General features: G+C 38.3%; 12 protein-coding genes. 2 read left to right on the top strand and 10 right to left on the bottom strand.

What is annotated here, in order from left to right; all coding sequences use genetic code 11:
• Positions 1–124: 124 nt before the first annotated feature.
• From IQ247_RS16335 to IQ247_RS16295, 9 genes are all read right to left on the bottom strand, one after another.
• On the bottom strand, positions 125–3,082 hold the full coding sequence (locus IQ247_RS16335) for a two-partner secretion domain-containing protein (RefSeq protein ID WP_193921731.1): 2,958 nt from the start codon (positions 3,080–3,082) through the stop codon (positions 125–127).
• A 59-nt stretch (positions 3,083–3,141) separates the two neighbouring features.
• Positions 3,142–4,113, bottom strand: a complete 972-nt coding sequence (locus tag IQ247_RS16330) for a DUF928 domain-containing protein (protein WP_193921730.1) — start codon at positions 4,111–4,113, stop codon at positions 3,142–3,144.
• 2 nt (positions 4,114–4,115) lie between these two features.
• The gene (locus tag IQ247_RS16325) at positions 4,116–6,446 is read right to left on the bottom strand and encodes a CHASE2 domain-containing protein (protein WP_193921727.1); all 2,331 of its coding nucleotides are present in this window, start codon (positions 6,444–6,446) and stop codon (positions 4,116–4,118) included.
• Positions 6,447–6,466: 20 nt separating this feature from the next.
• On the bottom strand, positions 6,467–7,438 hold the full coding sequence (locus tag IQ247_RS16320) for a DUF1822 family protein (RefSeq protein ID WP_193921726.1): 972 nt from the start codon (positions 7,436–7,438) through the stop codon (positions 6,467–6,469).
• 18 nt (positions 7,439–7,456) lie between these two features.
• A complete protein-coding gene (locus IQ247_RS16315; RefSeq protein WP_193921725.1) occupies positions 7,457–8,104 on the bottom strand; it encodes a sigma-70 RNA polymerase sigma factor region 4 domain-containing protein in 648 nt (215 codons plus the stop codon).
• Positions 8,105–8,551: 447 nt separating this feature from the next.
• Positions 8,552–9,925 carry an HlyD family secretion protein gene (locus IQ247_RS16310; RefSeq protein ID WP_193921724.1) on the bottom strand — a complete coding sequence of 458 codons (1,374 nt, stop codon included), beginning with the start codon at positions 9,923–9,925 and terminating at the stop codon, positions 8,552–8,554.
• Between the two features lie 191 nt (positions 9,926–10,116).
• Positions 10,117–12,348: a peptidase domain-containing ABC transporter gene (locus tag IQ247_RS16305; protein WP_193921723.1), complete on the bottom strand. Its 2,232-nt coding sequence runs from the start codon at positions 12,346–12,348 to the stop codon at positions 10,117–10,119.
• 357 nt (positions 12,349–12,705) lie between these two features.
• Positions 12,706–13,017 carry a beta/gamma crystallin family protein gene (locus IQ247_RS16300; protein ID WP_193921722.1) on the bottom strand — a complete coding sequence of 104 codons (312 nt, stop codon included), beginning with the start codon at positions 13,015–13,017 and terminating at the stop codon, positions 12,706–12,708.
• 270 nt (positions 13,018–13,287) lie between these two features.
• Entirely contained in the window at positions 13,288–13,620 is a 333-nt protein-coding gene (locus IQ247_RS16295) for a beta/gamma crystallin-related protein (protein ID WP_193921721.1), read from the bottom strand.
• A 557-nt stretch (positions 13,621–14,177) separates the two neighbouring features.
• Here IQ247_RS16295 and IQ247_RS16290 point away from each other — a divergent pair.
• Positions 14,178–14,732 carry a helix-turn-helix domain-containing protein gene (locus IQ247_RS16290; RefSeq protein ID WP_193921720.1) on the top strand — a complete coding sequence of 185 codons (555 nt, stop codon included), beginning with the start codon at positions 14,178–14,180 and terminating at the stop codon, positions 14,730–14,732.
• Positions 14,733–14,874: 142 nt separating this feature from the next.
• Positions 14,875–15,609: a peptidylprolyl isomerase gene (locus IQ247_RS16285; protein WP_193921718.1), complete on the top strand. Its 735-nt coding sequence runs from the start codon at positions 14,875–14,877 to the stop codon at positions 15,607–15,609.
• 337 nt (positions 15,610–15,946) lie between these two features.
• Here IQ247_RS16285 and msrB read toward each other — a convergent pair whose 3' ends face one another.
• On the bottom strand, positions 15,947–16,363 hold the full coding sequence (msrB, locus tag IQ247_RS16280; RefSeq protein ID WP_193921716.1) for a peptide-methionine (R)-S-oxide reductase MsrB: 417 nt from the start codon (positions 16,361–16,363) through the stop codon (positions 15,947–15,949).
• Positions 16,364–16,467 lie beyond the last annotated feature (104 nt).

Genomic DNA, 16,467 nt, shown 5'->3' with positions numbered 1-16,467 from the left:
AAAGGGCTGCGTCATAGGGCTTACCGGAAAGCTCACTCCTGCTAGCGAGCTTTCCGGCTCGCACTACCTGATTTAGGACTGCTACAGTACTTACAAACAATAAGGTAGCAAAGCAAGAGTAACTTTAGCTACCATGACACTTAATTGGTTTATTCTTGGAAGTATTATTATAAGTAGTGATTGATGAATTAGCTGTAAGCACTACTTCTCTTTTGCTATTTAATATTACACCTGTGGCTTCAACAATAGATTTAGGAGTAGAAATAGTTGGTTTAGTTGTTACAGGTGGTAGGGAACCTTTGTGATTGCTGGGTTTAACAGACACCCAATCTACTTGTGCTGTATCGGGAGTGAGAATATCTTTGGGATTGGTTGGTAAACCACCACGTCCAATGATGGTAAAACTGCTTTGAGCGTAACCTGGGGAGTAGCAACCTGCTCGTACTTCAGTCTCAACTGGGATTGTTGGTAATTCTACTAAACCACTGTTGGGGTCAGTATTGGGAGTAACGATTTCTACAGTACCGCTTAAAGAAGGGTTTTGTTGAGAAATTGCTGTAATGTCGTTTGTTAATAATTTATTTGCATCTAGTTGGTTTGGTTCGTCAGTTTCTAATAAATTGATCAAATCTTCTCGACTAAGTGCTGCTATACCTAAAATACCAGCAGCGTTGATATTAACTCGACCTCCTTGACCTGCGAATGCATTAGCCGAAATGTCGCTATTTTCTTGAGGTATGGCAATGATAAAGCCTTGTTTGGTATTGATTGTGATATTACCACCATTGCCCATTCCCTCAGCAATACCTCCTGTGGTAGAAATTTGACTATTATTGCTTAGTAGCAAAATATTCTCTACAGTTAAGTTAATGTTGCCTCCCTGACCTGATGAAGCAGTAGTAGCTTGAAGTAGTCCTTGATTATCTAACTTCAGGTTACGTGAATTAATTACTAAATCTCCTGCATCTCCTGTATCACCCCTTACGGTTACTTGACCGTTATCTTTAACAGTTAAAGTAGGAGTCGTAATTGTCAAGTTCCCCGCATTATTTACACCATTAGTTTTGGCAGACACGCTGCTAGAAAAACCATCTGATGATTTTCCACTCACTTTTACAGAATCGGTAGCGTATATATCTAAAGCTCCACCAATACCACTTCTGAGGGTATCGGCAGAAACCTGTCCTCCATCTTCCACAATTAATTTTTTGGTAGTAATCTTTGAGTTTCCCGCATTTCCATCACTTTCTGTCCGATTTGTCAAGCGACTGTAAACCTTACTACCCGTTAATTCTCCGCTCACTTTCACTATATCGGCGGTTACGGTCAAATCTCCACCATCTCCTCTACTCAGATAGCGAGTACCAGCAGATACCTGCGCTCCATCATTAATAATTAACTGCTTGGTAACAATTGTTAAATGTCCTGCATCCCCATCACCTTCAGTTGCAGTTGTCAAGCGGCTACGCTTTTCTACACTGTCTTTAAATCCTCCGCTCACTTCAACTGATTCGGTAGCAGTTATATGCAAATTACCAGCCGACCCAAGACTTAGAATCTCTGGATTTTGACTATTACGAGACCCAGCACCAGCAGATATTAATCCACCATCGCGGACAATCAACTTTCCTGTCTTTATAGTTAACTCTTGGGCATTTCCAGTACTAAAAGTCGGATTATTGATCCGACTTACCTGTTCACCACTTGATGACACTCCAATCACTTCAATAGAATCAGCAGTTATAGTTAAATTTCCCCCATCTCCTGCACTACGAGGAAAAGTCCCAGCAGATATCTGCGCTCCGTCTTTAAGAACCAGTTTTCCTGTATTAATAGTCAAGTCCCCAGCAGTAGCAGTTTCATTACCTGCCGTTTGGGTTGTCAAGCGACTCTGAAAAAAATTGGGTATTTCTCCAGTTAATTCCACGGATTCTGAAGCTTGGATAATCAGATTTCCTGCTGCACCGTCTCTAGAAGATATACGACGAACCCCATTATCCAAAGAAGCAGCTGTAGATATTAGCCCTCCATCTTGAACAACCAACCTTTTGGTAGTAATTGTCACATCTCCAGCTTTACCCGCACCTTTTGTTTCAGTTATCAAACGACTACGAGACTCAGCTGAAGCCGATGCACCGATAATTTCTAGAGCTTCAGAAGCACTAACAGTTACATTTCCACCCGGTTTTGAACCCAGTGTTTGAGATTGAATGTGGGAACCATCAGCAATTCTAATATTCCTTCCTTGTAACTGAATACTACCACCACCTTCGCCACTAGTATTAATAACAGCTTCCTGAGATAGTCGAATATCTTGAAAGTTTTTTACGTTTTCATAGTTTAGAACGTAACCATTTTCCACTGGGTTTAACGTAACTAAGCCTGAATCGGCGACACTACCCAATTCAACTCGACCACCCGCAGCGGTTAATTTACCACCATTCAATTCGATATCCCCACCCACCAGTGCTAAAGTTTTACCTGGATTCACCTCTAAACCAACAGATTCACCTTCAGTGTTATTTGCTCTAGATTGATTATTGATTCTTCCAGGATTCGTTCCATACTGCAAACCTAGGGGAATATTTACACTTAATAAAGGTTGGATTTGAGCAGCATTCGCACTAAACTCAATACCATCACCAAATTTCAAACTATTTGCTGTACTTGCTAAAAAAGACCCACCAATTTCTAATCGTGCATTTTCACCAAAAACAATACCGTTGGGATTAATTAAAAACAAATTAGCCGTACCGTTAGCTTTAATTAACCCATTAATATCAGAAACCGAGCTACCCGTAATCCGAGTAATAATATTTTGAATATCTATAGCATTATTAAATAAAGCTGTTCCATTCGTAGGAACAGAAAAATCTTCAAAACTGTGAAATAAATTACTTCCTGCTTGTGTTCCTCCATTAATATTAAACGTGTTGCCATCTTTTGTAATATTGGAGTTATTCGGTAACGTGTTATCTGGAGTAATTTGAGCAACAACACGTTCTTGTAAACAAGCAACTAACACGCTTCCCAGCAGCAACTTACTACACCAACACTGCCAATTTTGAATTATCTTTAACATTATACCCTCTGCGTTTCTTTGCGTTTACCCCTGCGTGACTCTGCGTTTTAAATATCATCTTAATTCAAATCATAATGCTCCACAATCGGCTCTTTGGCAAAATCTTGCAAACCAACTGCATTTAATAAATTAAACCAATCTTGATTAATCATGGCATTTTGCGGATTAGCACGGCGCAATTGACCTAAATTAGTTAAAGCATCGTACCAAATATCATTAGCACTATAAGCAAGATATTCCCTTGGTTTTGCTGTTTTTAATTGATTATCAAGAGTCTGTGTTAACACCTGTTTTTGCACAAATCCATCCACATAAAAATTATCAGATGTTGCTTGTGTATCGCCGCAATAAATATGAAAATACCAATGATATATTTGATTCGCTTTTAATGAATATTGCGGTTTTGCTGGTGGAGTAACGCTAATAATACCGGGTTTTCCTGATAAAGTCAGAGGTGTTCGATAAATATTTTCTACTTGCCTACCATCTTGCTTTTGTAATACGAATTCTGCTTTAGTTATGGTTTTAGGTAGTTGGGGAACATAAAACCAAAAAGTTGGATAATCTGCAACTGTTGATGCTAAAAATGATTTTCCTTGATTACCGGGTACTAAAGCAGTCAGTCGTGTGAGAGAACTGGGACATTCTGGATTACGTCCGGCTCCTGCTCTACGACGACCTGTAGGTGCGCCATTTCTAGGCAATTTCGGTTGTTTGAAGGATTGTTTTGCGGAATTTTCAATGGTATTTTCAGATGATGATTGTGCTTGTACTGTTGGTGAGTAAATTAAACTAAGGAATAATAAAGGAATTATAAGTATCTGGCGGTTGAAACCGCTACTATACAAACCAAGTCCCTGAGCCGCACGCTCCCTCCGCGTGAACGGGTTCGCTAGTTTTGGGGACGGAAACCGACACCCCAAACTAGACTCACCACCGCTATGGTGGACTAATAATTTTTTAACCCGTGAAGACGGGTTTTGTTTGTGTAGCTGCGGTTTCAACCGCCAATTTTTATTTTTTTTGTTCATAATTACTTTGGTTTCAACCATAAAATTATCACTATTTGAGTAAGTAACATCCCTAATACTGAAGGAATAAACGGTACCCACCCGGCGACTGTAAAAATACTAAAACAGATAATAAACAGGGTAAAAAGTGTGACTATAACTGCTAGTCCCAGATGCAATGGTTTTAAAAAACTCCATGTTATTATTCCTCCAATTAATGACCATACAAATACCCAAATAACTTCCACCCATCGAGACCACCACCATAATAAAGGTCTGCGGTCTAAAACTGTACTGAGAATTTGACTTATCATCTGCGCTTGTAGGAAAACTCCTGGTATTTGCTTGTGACTGGGTTTTGCAGTAGCGCTAAAGGGTGTTTTCCAGAAATCAGTAGTGTTGGTGGGAGCGGAAAGACCAATCAGAATAATCCGGTTTTTGAGTAATTCGACTGACTCTGATGGTATTTTTTCATCTAATATATCTCTCAGAGCTACTTGCTCGGCAATTTTTTCTACAGAAGGAAGTGAACGATAATTCAATAATATTTGATAACCGGATGCATCTACTTTTTGATAACCACTTGTGTGTCGCTTTAATTGCTTGAATACAATATCACCAATTTGTAAATAACCTTCAGGTGTCACATCTGATGTTTTACCTTGTTTATCTAAATAATCGAGTGCTAATTGTAGACTAAAGGCATATTCTGCGCTGCATTTTGATTCGATTGGAGGAGTTAAATGCAAAAGTTGCCGACGAGCAATGTTGTCTTGGTCTTCGACTAAATCACTAAAACTGATACGTTCTGGGGAAACTCCAGAAGGTGGTCGAATACCTTCACTTTTACCGTCTTCATCGGTAGTCGCAACTTTACACACAAAAAATAGACGATTATCTTGCTCAAATCGAGTTGCTAAATTTGGATATTTTGGGTCTATATCCCCATCACGGTAAATATCCAAACCGATAGTTGTTGGTTGGTATTTATCCAGTTTTTCTAATAATTGAACAAGTGCTTGATTGGATAGCGACCATCGCATTTGCATTCCTTTGTCGAGTTGATACGAAATATCCGCTTCGTCAATCGTGATAATTAAAAGACGTGGGTCTGCTCTTTCGGTGATAAATTGCGATCGCAATTGCATAAAATGGTCAAAAGCTTGTAATTCTGAGGTTTGCAGATAACCCAAATACCGCACTCCCATGATTAAAGTAGTTACCAATAAGCTGGTCAGTAATATTGTTAAAACACTTTTGGGTGTGATAATCTTTCTGTGCAATTGCCAAGTCATCGGTGGTTCTAGAGGATTTTGACAAATTATTGGTAACCAAGTTGCACAGGGATATTCACCTTCTATTGCTTCAAGTCTTTTTCGTGCTTCGCGTAAGGCTGAGTATAAAGGTTGTCCGCTAGAAAATCCTGTTAAAAAATGTTTCAAAAATTCCTGTGCTACCACATCCGGAACAGGTTCCCGCATCACAATCACTTGGGGAATGTGTAAATCTTCTAAGGCTTCTGCTAAACCTAAACCATCACAGGAATTGAAAATTGCCAAACGCAAACCGTTTTCAATTGCTTTTTTGAGTCCATGTTTCAATCTATCTAAAGTAATTGTTGTAGTTTTATTTATTTGTAGCACTCCTGTTTCTCGACTGTAACTATGTCCAGCAAAAAATAAAATATTCCAATTTTTTTTCCAAAGTTCATTACTTAATCTCTTACGTTCTGGTTCAATTAAAAAACTAATTTTAGCTTTGCTCGATAATTTTTCTAAAAAAGATTTATCTTTACTAATATCAATTCCTTGACTATTACCAAAAATTGCTAAAATATTAATTTTATTATTTTTGGTATATATTTTATTTGGTCGTTGTAATTCCAAGGAACTCAATGCAACTTCGGCGTTCGGATAATCATCAAAAAAGTTCCACAAATGCCAAGGAAGTCGTCGCAATAATTTATCACAAGTTGCAATTATAAAACGAATTTCTTCATTTGGATTCAATTGAGTACGTAATTTTTGATCTAAAAAGCGAAACTGCTCGGAATTAAGCCAAGCGTTAATTTTAAAGGATAATTGCTGACACAATTCATGAAATTCAACTTCAGAAACATTTGTGACATCAGTATCATCAATTTCAAGTCGTACAGACCAACCACAATTACGATATAGAGCCGAGTATAATATTTGCCAATTGCGATAAAGTTGAGAAATTTCTGGTGCTGCTGGTAAACTACCACGAAATTCCATTGCACGGGAATCTGAAGTCAACCCAAGTTGAACTGTGATATCGGGAAAGCCTTTATGTAAATCTCCCTGCCCCAAATTCAAGACAACTACCTTACTCATTGCACGACAACATTAAAGTATCAGATGACAAAAGTTTCCTCGATTGTGAAATCACCATCAGACACTTGAATATTAAAGCTTTCTCCAGGATAACCCCGAAAGCGTTTTAATTGAACAAAATTATCATTACTTCGCGATTCAACTTGTTGAATAATTTCTCCTAATTCTGATATTAAATTCAGTCTCAGGTTAGATGACAAATAAGTTTTTCCAGCTATCGGATGCAACTGTACTATTATTTCTACTTTCTGTTCGGATAATGGGGCGATCCCGCTTTGCGGGCTGCGCTTCGCTATCGCAACAACCAACACAACCGATTGATGTTTTAGTTGTAATCCCAAGTCGATGATTTTTGCTCGCACCACATTAGCTTCAGGCTTTGATGAAACACTTCTAAAAGCAAGTTTTTTCTGATCTAAGCTACCGAAAATTTCTTCTAAAGCCATCCAACTGGTTTCAAAAAGATTATCGAGCCATTTACTTAAATTTACTCCAACTTTGACTGTCTTATATTGCTGAATATGATGCAAATGGGAGAGAAAACCTTCTAAGGATTCCAATTGATTGATAAAAATCTCGCCATTATTAATTGCTGTTTTGATAAATCCTAATATATTAGCTGTTTTGAAATTTTCATTTAATTGTACCGCTACATAGCCAATTCTATTTGTGGCAACTTCTGGAGGAACAAAAAGTATTTCTGATGAAGGTAATACTGGACGACATTCTAATTTTCCCAAATTTCCCACTTGTAAATCAGCAACATCCATCAATTCTTGCATGAAGGGATTATAACTATGACTACTTTCCCAATTAGTTTCCCAACCCATACAACCCAGATAATATTTTACCGCTAGCACAGCTAAAGTATTGAGATATACTTGTTCTCCTTTTTGGTGATTACTGTGTTGACGACGGAATTTTTCTGCCGCATTGCGAGCTTCTAAACCTAAAGGTACAGTAAAAGTTAAAGAATTTGATAGACTGTGCATAATTTGTTGCTCTCTACTTTAAAGTGCGTAGTCTTGACAATAAGTTTTGATTTTATCTGCGAATTTATTTAAGCATCGGTAATAAAAGCAACTTACTGTCGAAATATTTAAGTTGTATTCTGCGGCTATTTCTTTCCAGGATTTACCCAACATTCTTTGTTGAGCCAAAATTTGAAAGTTAGCTTGAGGATGTTCTCTGATATATTCCTTTTTTAAAAGATTTTCTGGATCTAATTTGAGATATTCCATTAAAATTTCTTTGATATCCTGTGGTTCTTCAGTAGCAGCAAGGTTATCCACATCAATATCAGTAATATTCGTAATGTTTTGCTGACCAAAAAATTTTCTAGTTGCTTCAAAAAAAAATCGTCTCTCCAACAGAAAATTTACCCATCTCATGACTGAACTACGTTCTGGGTCATATTTGTCGATATTTTGACAAATATATAGAAAAAGCTCTTGTAATGCTTCATGATAAATATCTTCATAGATTTCCGTTGAATATTGTCTTCTTTGTGGATAACAAAGTTTACCCGATTGCATGATAATATGAACCAGTTTTGTCAAAGCTAGTTGTCGTTGTGCTGATAAATGCGGGTATTGCTGTGCTGTTGAAGCCAGTTCCTCAAGCAGAACATTTATATTATCAATCGAGGTCGGATTCATCTGACGCTCCAAAAGTTTGCTTTCCCTCTATTTTTAGATATGGCTTTATGAGGTCAGTTTTATGCAAAACTCGATTTTTTGTTACAAATGTTTATGTTTAGTAAATCCAGAAGTCGCGTTTCTACACACAATTTTTGTAGGATTACGCCATAAGCTATCGCGCATTTAATTGATACAGGACTTACGTAACCGACACATTATCACAATAACTACTCCCTTCTCGGTAGAAGATTACCGATTAAAAAAAACCGCAGAGACGCAGAGAACACAGAGGAAAGAAGTAAAAAGAGATAGGTAATCTTAAAAGCGTGTCTTTGCGTTAAAAAATATATAATTCCAATGCCAACAGTTCTAAACCCGACGGCAAGAAGTCGGATTTTTTAAGATAAATATCCGTAATAACAAATAAACTTTGTAAAAACCCGACTTCTAGACGCGACTGCATCGTTACACATCGGCAATCAACCTTGCTTTCCTTAACAAAAATTGCAACACACTCTCTTCTTTAGAAATAATATCAACTGTACCTTCCATTCCCAGTTGAATCGCACACTGATGGTTGCTTCGACCTAGGGAAAGAGTTTTTGGCTCAATGGTTACTTCATAAAAGCCACTGAGACCAGCAGTTTTTTGGTTATTAGCAGTAGTATTATTAACATTTGCTTGGGGTATAATTGCATCCGCAGAAATTCTCTTTACCTCACCTTGAAGAGTTCCGTAGTCTGGATAAGGACAAGCCGAAACCCGCATTTTTACTTGCTGACCTGGTTTTAATTTATTCTTATCATTGAGTCCTACTGCTGCTTTAATTTCTAAGGGAGCATTACTAGGGACAATTTGAGCAATTACCTCTCCAGCAGGTACAATTTGACCAGGATTTCGTAAGTTTAATTTGGAGATAATACCATCTGCTGTGGCAGTAATCACAGTCTGATTCAGGTCGATATTTACTTGACTTAGTTCGCGAGAATCACGCTCTAACTGCTTTGTCATTTCAATCTGTTGCCCAATTAAAGCTTGACGCTCTTTATGCAAAGTTGCCACACTCGCTTTTCCTGCGGCTTGTTCCTGAGCAATGCGTTCAGACGCGATCGCAATTTCTGCATTACTAGGATTAACAACCGCTTGTACCCGTTGCAATTTGGCTTTAGCTGCTTCAACTGTTTGTTCATACTGACGAACAGCTAATTGAGCTTCCTCGAATTGGTCTTTTGATAAGGCTCCTTGTTTGGCTACAACTTCGTATCTATTGCGTTTGGTTTGAGCCGCTTTTAAACTGGCGAGCGCGGTGTTAACGTTTGCTTGAGCTTCTTCAACATCAGCATTAGTAGTAATTTGTTTGTCTCGATAATCTCGACTGCGATAGCTTAATTCAGCACGAGCAGCAGCAACAACGCGATTGATGCGATCTGTTTCGGCTTTAATATGACTATCAAGGGCATTAATTTGAGCGTTGATTTGCACGAGTTGTAATTGACTCTGGGCTATGTTACTTTCCAATTGGTTCTTTTTAGTTTGTAGTTTTGAGTTGTCAATTGTCGCAATCACATCTCCTTTTTTAACCGTTTGATTTTCTGTAATCAAGACACGCATTACCTGACCTTCTGTAGCAGCTTGAACCAGTCGTAATTCACCCGCAGGACGAACGGTAGCCTGTCCTTTAACTGTTACTTTATATTTAGTCACAGAAGCAATGGGAATGGCTAAACCCACAGCACAAACAATCGTTAATGCACCGATAGTAGTCCAACGACCAATAGGTGGAAGAAACTCATCGTCTTGAATTGACGGTAAATAGTCTGGATTGGAGTGGCTAATCATGATAATTGGAATGGGGAATTGGTAATAGGTAATTGGTAATAGGTAATAGACATCTCCGAAAAAGAATGTAGAGACGCGAAATTTCGCGTCTCTACAAGGTTTCTGGATGACGCATAATTAATTTCCACCAGATGTCTAATAGGTAATTGGTAAATTTCCTATCTCCTGTTCCTTGCCTTCTTAACTTGATATTATTTGATGATTGCAGGAGATTTACCATTAGAGTGAGAATTAGAGGAGTTTAAGATTAAACTTGTTGTTGAAATAGTTGTTGAAACAACACCGTCTAGGAAATGTAAATGCTCACCAGGCAATTGCCGCAGAGTTTCTGGAGTACCTTGAATTTTCAAGTGTCCTTCCTCTAACAGTACAATCCAATCGGCTCGTTCAATCACCTTGGGACGATGGCTAATCAGAATTGTGGTTTTACCTTGTCGGTGGGAAAGTAGTCTATCTAATACAAGACTCTCACTTACTGGGTCGAGAGCGCCGGTTGATTCATCTAAAATTAATATCGGTGGGTCAGTAACTATGGCTCTGGCTATAGCTAACCTCTGTTTTTGACCACCAGAGAGATTCGCGCCAAATTCACCTAAAATAGTTTGATATTTATCTGGTAATTTACTAATAAACTCATCTGCACCAGCAATCTCGCAAGCTTGAACAATTTTTGCAAAACTAATTTGAGGATAGCTGAAGCGGAAATTATCGATAATTGAACGACTCCAAAAATGTGCTTCTTGAGGTACTAACACTACCTGTTGTCGTAAACATTCCATTGACAGGTCTTGTTGATTATAAATTCCATAGCGAATATTCCCAGATTGAAGAAAATATAAACCAGCAATTAATTTCGCAAGGGTACTTTTACCACAGCCAGATTTACCAATTAAAGCAATGGCTTGACCACCAGGAAAAGTCAAGGAAAAATCTTCCAACAGGTCAACTCTACCTGCATGATGAAAATTTAAGTTGGTGCAGATAATATCTGTATTCCCTTCAATTTCAGCCCAAGGTTTTTTCTCGTCCTTTCCATCTTCTGGAGTTGCATCAATCACCTCAGTTAAACGTTGAATAACAATCTGAGCCGTAATAAACTCATCAATTAAGCCAATCACCGAACTCAGAAAGCCCAGAAAATTGGCACTCATACCGCTAAAGGCTAACAATTGACCAATACTTAAAGTGTCATTAATCACTAGATATGAACCTAGCCAGAGTAAAGCAATACTCGTACAAGTAGAAACAATACTAGTAATTGTGCCGCTGTAAAGTCCCAGTTTCATCGTAGTCCAGCCTAAATTAGCTAGACGACCATAATTCCTTTGGTATTCCTGCCAAGCTTGGGGAGTTGCTTGAGTAGTTTTTAGCACCTGCACACCACGAAAAGTTTCTACAAGAAAGCCTTGGTTTTCTGTACTTAAAACGATTTGGCTGCGGGTTTTTTGTCGTAAAGCAGGGAGAAACAACAAGTTGAGCAGGGTAACAATTATAAAAGCACCTAGAGAAGCCAGAGTTAATCCCCAACTATAAAACAGCATAAAGCCCAAGGAAATCAAGCCAATAAAAAATTGACTGGGTAAACCAAGGACAATTTCGGAAACTAAGGCATTAATATGATCCACATCAGCAATACGACTAACTACTTCCCCACTACGTCGTCCTTCAAAATAACTTAGAGGTAAGCGCAACAGTTGCCGTCCGTATTCTAGAATCAGTCCTAATTGCAGCCGTTGACCAAAGTGACCGATTAGGTGCGACTGAACCAAACCGATCGCACTGCTGAATAAACTCATGACAATCGCACCGATTGCGACTACCGTTAGTAATTGAGTATCTCCTCGTACTAAGACATCATCGGTGAGCAGTTGCATCATCAACGGGGAGACAAGGGAGAGCAAACCGATGGCAATATTAATGGCGATCGCCTGAGCAAGAATAGCGCGATAAGGCAAAACCCGCTTGAGATATCGCCAAAAACCACCAACTTTATCTTCGGGTTGTTCGTAAAAGCGGCTATCATCAGGTTCAAGTAGCAGCATAATGCCATTACCCCAACCCTCAATCAACTCTTTACGAGTCAGATAACGGATACCTACACCAGGGTCGGCAATTACGTATTTTTTCCCTTTTTGTCCGTATAAAACTACCCAATGATAGCCTTTCCAGTGAATCACCGCAGGTAAAGGAGCCTTATGCAATTGGTCGAGCAATTCTGGATTAGCTTTGACTTTACGAGCATTAAATCCCAGGATTTCTGCCCCTCGATAAAGTCCTAATAAAGTCGTTCCCCGCGAGCCTGTACCAACCGCTTCCCGAATACGACCGATGGCAAAGGTGCGTCGGTAGTGTTTGGCGATAGTTGCTAGACAAGCCGCACCGCAGTCTTCTTCACTGTGTTGGAGTACAGTTTCATATCGCATCTTTAATAACCTGTATTAATTAAATATTAAGAATAGGGGACGAAAAATATTTCGCCCCTATTAGCTTTAAGTTAGAGCGTATAGCTCAGCTTGGACTTATCCTGTAGAAGCACTTGAAACAATTAAACAATCTATTTGTTAATTTCACAATTTGAGCAAAAATCTTAGAGGATGTTTTAAAACTATCCGGCGGTTTAAACCGCTACTACAAAAACAAAGTCCACCTGCGTGGACTATTTAATTTAAAACCCGCCTGCGCGGGTTTTGTTTGTGTAGCCGCGACTTATAGTCGCCAGATAAAGTATTAATTTAGACTTTTAAAACATCCTCTTAGGACGGATAAAGAAGCTAAATTTCTCAAATGCGTTTGAGAGAACTAATTGAGTCGTTCGGAATAACATAAGGGTGCCTTCCCCCTGTGAGAACTGTTCTCGGACCTCCATAGTTTATATCACGATAAAATGCCCATGTTTCTCCTGGTGAAATGGTAATAGATGAAGTTTTGTCGTTGAAGTTGTACTTACGAAGGTCATTAGTACCATAGCGAAATGTCAATTTACGTCCTCTAAAATTGGGATGTTCATATAGCTGTGCAACACCTCCACTACAAGTAGCAGCAACTTCATTAGCAAGTTCTTGAAACAGTTGTTGATTTTGAACTTCTTTCATGTTTTTTCTCCTGATAAGTATGAATTGTTTTGTTATCAATTAACAAATAGATTGTTATCAATAACTAATTTATTATTTAAACAATCTATTTCTTTTGACAATCTAAGCAAAAATCTTAGAACGGATACAGAAGGTAAAAAAGACTTACAACAATTACAAATCTGGGATGGTAAGTGACGCTACAAGTCTTATAAATACATACCTTCATTTCTTAAAGCGTCACGCACCCTACAACTATTAATTTACCGACGTTGCTAAGTCCTAGAAGATTTATCCTACACGTTTGAGAGAGCTAATTGAGTCGTTTGCAATCCCTCTTTGCCGTAATTGATATAAATTGTAGTCTCCTTTTCCTAGAGTTACAGCCTTTCCTGTTCTACCTACGTTTTGATAAAAAGTCCATCGTTCATTCCCTCTTATTTTAATAGATGAGGTCTGGTCGTTAAAACCCCACCTCCGAAGGTCGTTTGTACCTTCATAAAACGTCAGCTTTCGTCCTCCAAATCCATCATTCTGGTACAAATATGCAACACCTCCACTACAGGTAGCAGCAACTTCATTACCAAGTTCCTGAAACAGTTGTTCATTGTGAGATTCTTTCATTTTTTTCTCCTGATACATTTTTAATTTTGTTGTTAATTAACAAATAAATTGTTTCCAACAATAAATAATTGGTTAAAGAAACAATCTATTTATTTGTTGCTTGTAATTAACTGTGTCTTTGCTAATTACAATTTAATATTGCTAAATTTTTTGGAGAAAAACAAGGGGTTTAAATTGATTTTAAACGCATAATTCAAGCAGTTATGTTTTGATGATTTGAAACTTTTGAATTTAAATTTAAATATGTTTTTATGACCCTAAAAACTCGCTTTTTATGCAAAATCGTTATTTTTAGCAGCAGATTATCGACGAAGAAACCGGGTTTATACAGCATAAGTCCGATGAAAATGATATTTCTAATTCCCTAGTTTTACCTGGCTAATTCTACTCCGTCCAGGCACATTAATAGCTGAAAATCTTGATTTACAAGCATTCAGCCAATAATTGTAAAGTATTGTAACGAGTGGCAGAATTACGGGACTTTTGATTCAAATAAGTAAGCAGACTTGGGAGATTAAAAATTTCTCACTCTACAAGTTTTACCAGGAGGAATCGCTGTGGAAAATCAAGGACTTTATTTAACGGCTTTTCAGCACAAGCTGCTACTAAAGAATCTAGAAACTGACTTGCGTCCAGAGTATCGCTGTCGCATTGAAATTATGCTGCTTGCGGATGCAGGTCAATCTCAAGCACAAATCTGTAAAGCACTAGGATGCGCTCAAGAAACCGCACGTCACTGGATTGCAATGGCACAGACAGGTAACGCGCATCGTTGGAATGACTGTCCGGTGGGACGACCAAAAACCGTAAATCAGCAATATCTTGAGCGTCTCAAAAAACTAGCAAGCAGTAGTCCCCGCGATTATGGTTATTCGTTTGAACGCTGGACAGCGCAATGGTTAAGCAAGCATCTAGGGAAAGAATTCGGCATTCAGGTTAGTGCTTGTCATATTAACCGTCTGCTGAAAGAAATGGGGCTTTCGACTCGACAAAGACGGGAAACTACAGCTAAATATTCGAGCATTGCTATTCACGACATCCAATCAAATTCTCAGCCTAATTTTGTTTGTCCGCTTAATTTTGTTGCTCGGTTCATGGCACAAGATTACTGATTTAAAAACCTTATTAGACACGGAGAACGCGGAGGAAAGAAATAAGGAGAGTAAAACTAGTAAGTATTTTTTTGTAGACCCCAGAAGTCGGGTAACTTTCACGAAACCCGACTTCTATCCCGTGATATTAAGGAGTTGTTATATGTCAGTAGTTTACGCAATCAAACCAGAAGAAATTCTTCATGAAATCAAACTTTCTTGTCAAATTCCTACTGTAGTTGAGAACATTCTCACTCGTAAAATCATTATCAATGCGGCACAAGAAGTAGGTATTAAAGCAGAAGCGGAAGAACTTCAACAAGCAGCGGATAATGTACGGTTAATGAGTCAGCTTAAGAGCGCTGATGCAACTTGGACATGGTTACAAAAGCATCGTCTTTCTTTAGATGATTTTGAAGAATTGGTTTATGTTACTGTGATTTCTTCAAAGTTAACAGAATACTTATTTGCCCAGAAAGTTGAAGCTGTGTTTGTTGAAAATCAATTGGATTATACACAAGTAGTTCTATATGAAGTGGTGTTTGATGACGAAGATTTAGCCATGGAAATGTTTTATGCAATTGCTGAAGGTGAAATAACTTTTCCTGAAGTTGCTCACGAATATATTCAGGACACATCTTTACGTCGTACTGGTGGATATAAAGGAATACTTAATCGTACAGATTTAAAGCCAGAAATATCAGCGGCTGTATTTGCAGCTACTCCACCTCAAATTATCAAACCAATTATCACATCTGAGGGAGTAAATTTAATTTTTGTAGAAGAAATTATTCAGCCGGAGTTGAATGAAATGCTACGCTCGAAAATCCTTAACAATTTGTTTTCTGAATGGCTCAAAGAACAGATGGAACAATTGGAATTTGAAATTATAAGGTAAGAAGTAAGAGGATGTTTTAAAAGTATCCAGCGGTTTAAACCGCTACTACACAAGCAAAGTCCGCCTATGCGCTAAGACGCAAGCTGCGCTAACGCGGACTAACCCCGCATCAAGGATATTTAAAGCCACCTAGGTGGGTTTTGACTGTGTAGACGCGGTTTCAACCGCCAGTATTAAATTAGACTTTCAAAATATCCTCTAAGAAGTCGAGTTTTTATAACACTTAAAACCCGACTTCTGAATTTTCCGTGGGGGTAAGAAGTCGGGTTTTTACAGGGTTTGTGATTTGTAAGAGATATTTTTCCTAAAAACCCGACTTCTGAACGTAACTACTAAATTAAGCTGATTCTTTGGGTTGAAATTCCAGCGATACACCGTTCATGCAATAACGCTGACCAGTAGGTTTCGGACCATCAGGGAATACGTGACCCAAGTGTCCGCCACAATTACTACAATGAACTTCGATTCTAGTCATAAACAACTTTTTGTCTACCGATGTCTCAATTGCGCCTTCTATAGGTGCGTAAAAACTCGGCCAACCAGTACCGCTATTAAATTTAGTTTCTGAAGTAAACAGAGGCTGACCGCAACCGGAACATATGTAAGTTCCTTCGTCATAATTTTTGTCTAAGGGACTTGTACCAGCACGCTCTGTACCGTGTTTACGCAAAACTTGAAACTGCTCTGGTGTCAAAAGTTGCTTCCATTCTTCTTCTGATTTATTTACTTTGAATTCACTATTTGAAATTGTCATAATTGCTAAAATTCCCAAAAAATAGCCTAATACTTATAATTATATTTAAACGCAATATTTCGTTACATGACACTATCTTAGGAAAGGGAGATGGGGGGATGGAG

It is taken from the genome of Plectonema cf. radiosum LEGE 06105 (genome assembly GCF_015207665.1).
GTDB lineage: Bacteria > Cyanobacteriota > Cyanobacteriia > Cyanobacteriales > Nostocaceae > Rivularia > Rivularia radiosa_A.
The sequence above is the reverse complement of the archived record's forward strand: the minus strand, read 5'-3'. Positions and strand labels throughout refer to the sequence as shown.

Bases quoted from the DNA above. Each gene is read 5' to 3' on its own strand.
- msrB (WP_193921716.1), bottom strand. From the start codon at position 16,363: ATGACAATTTCAAATAGTGAATTCAAAGTAAATAAATCAGAAGAAGAA.
- IQ247_RS16330 (WP_193921730.1), bottom strand. From the start codon at position 4,113: ATGAACAAAAAAAATAAAAATTGGCGGTTGAAACCGCAGCTACACAAA.
- IQ247_RS16310 (WP_193921724.1), bottom strand. From the start codon at position 9,925: ATGATTAGCCACTCCAATCCAGACTATTTACCGTCAATTCAAGACGAT.
- IQ247_RS16325 (WP_193921727.1), bottom strand. From the start codon at position 6,446: ATGAGTAAGGTAGTTGTCTTGAATTTGGGGCAGGGAGATTTACATAAA.
- IQ247_RS16305 (WP_193921723.1), bottom strand. From the start codon at position 12,348: ATGCGATATGAAACTGTACTCCAACACAGTGAAGAAGACTGCGGTGCG.
- IQ247_RS16295 (WP_193921721.1), bottom strand. From the start codon at position 13,620: ATGAAAGAATCTCACAATGAACAACTGTTTCAGGAACTTGGTAATGAA.
- IQ247_RS16300 (WP_193921722.1), bottom strand. From the start codon at position 13,017: ATGAAAGAAGTTCAAAATCAACAACTGTTTCAAGAACTTGCTAATGAA.
- IQ247_RS16320 (WP_193921726.1), bottom strand. From the start codon at position 7,438: ATGCACAGTCTATCAAATTCTTTAACTTTTACTGTACCTTTAGGTTTA.
- IQ247_RS16315 (WP_193921725.1), bottom strand. From the start codon at position 8,104: ATGAATCCGACCTCGATTGATAATATAAATGTTCTGCTTGAGGAACTG.
- IQ247_RS16285 (WP_193921718.1), top strand. From the start codon at position 14,875: ATGTCAGTAGTTTACGCAATCAAACCAGAAGAAATTCTTCATGAAATC.
- IQ247_RS16335 (WP_193921731.1), bottom strand. From the start codon at position 3,082: ATGTTAAAGATAATTCAAAATTGGCAGTGTTGGTGTAGTAAGTTGCTG.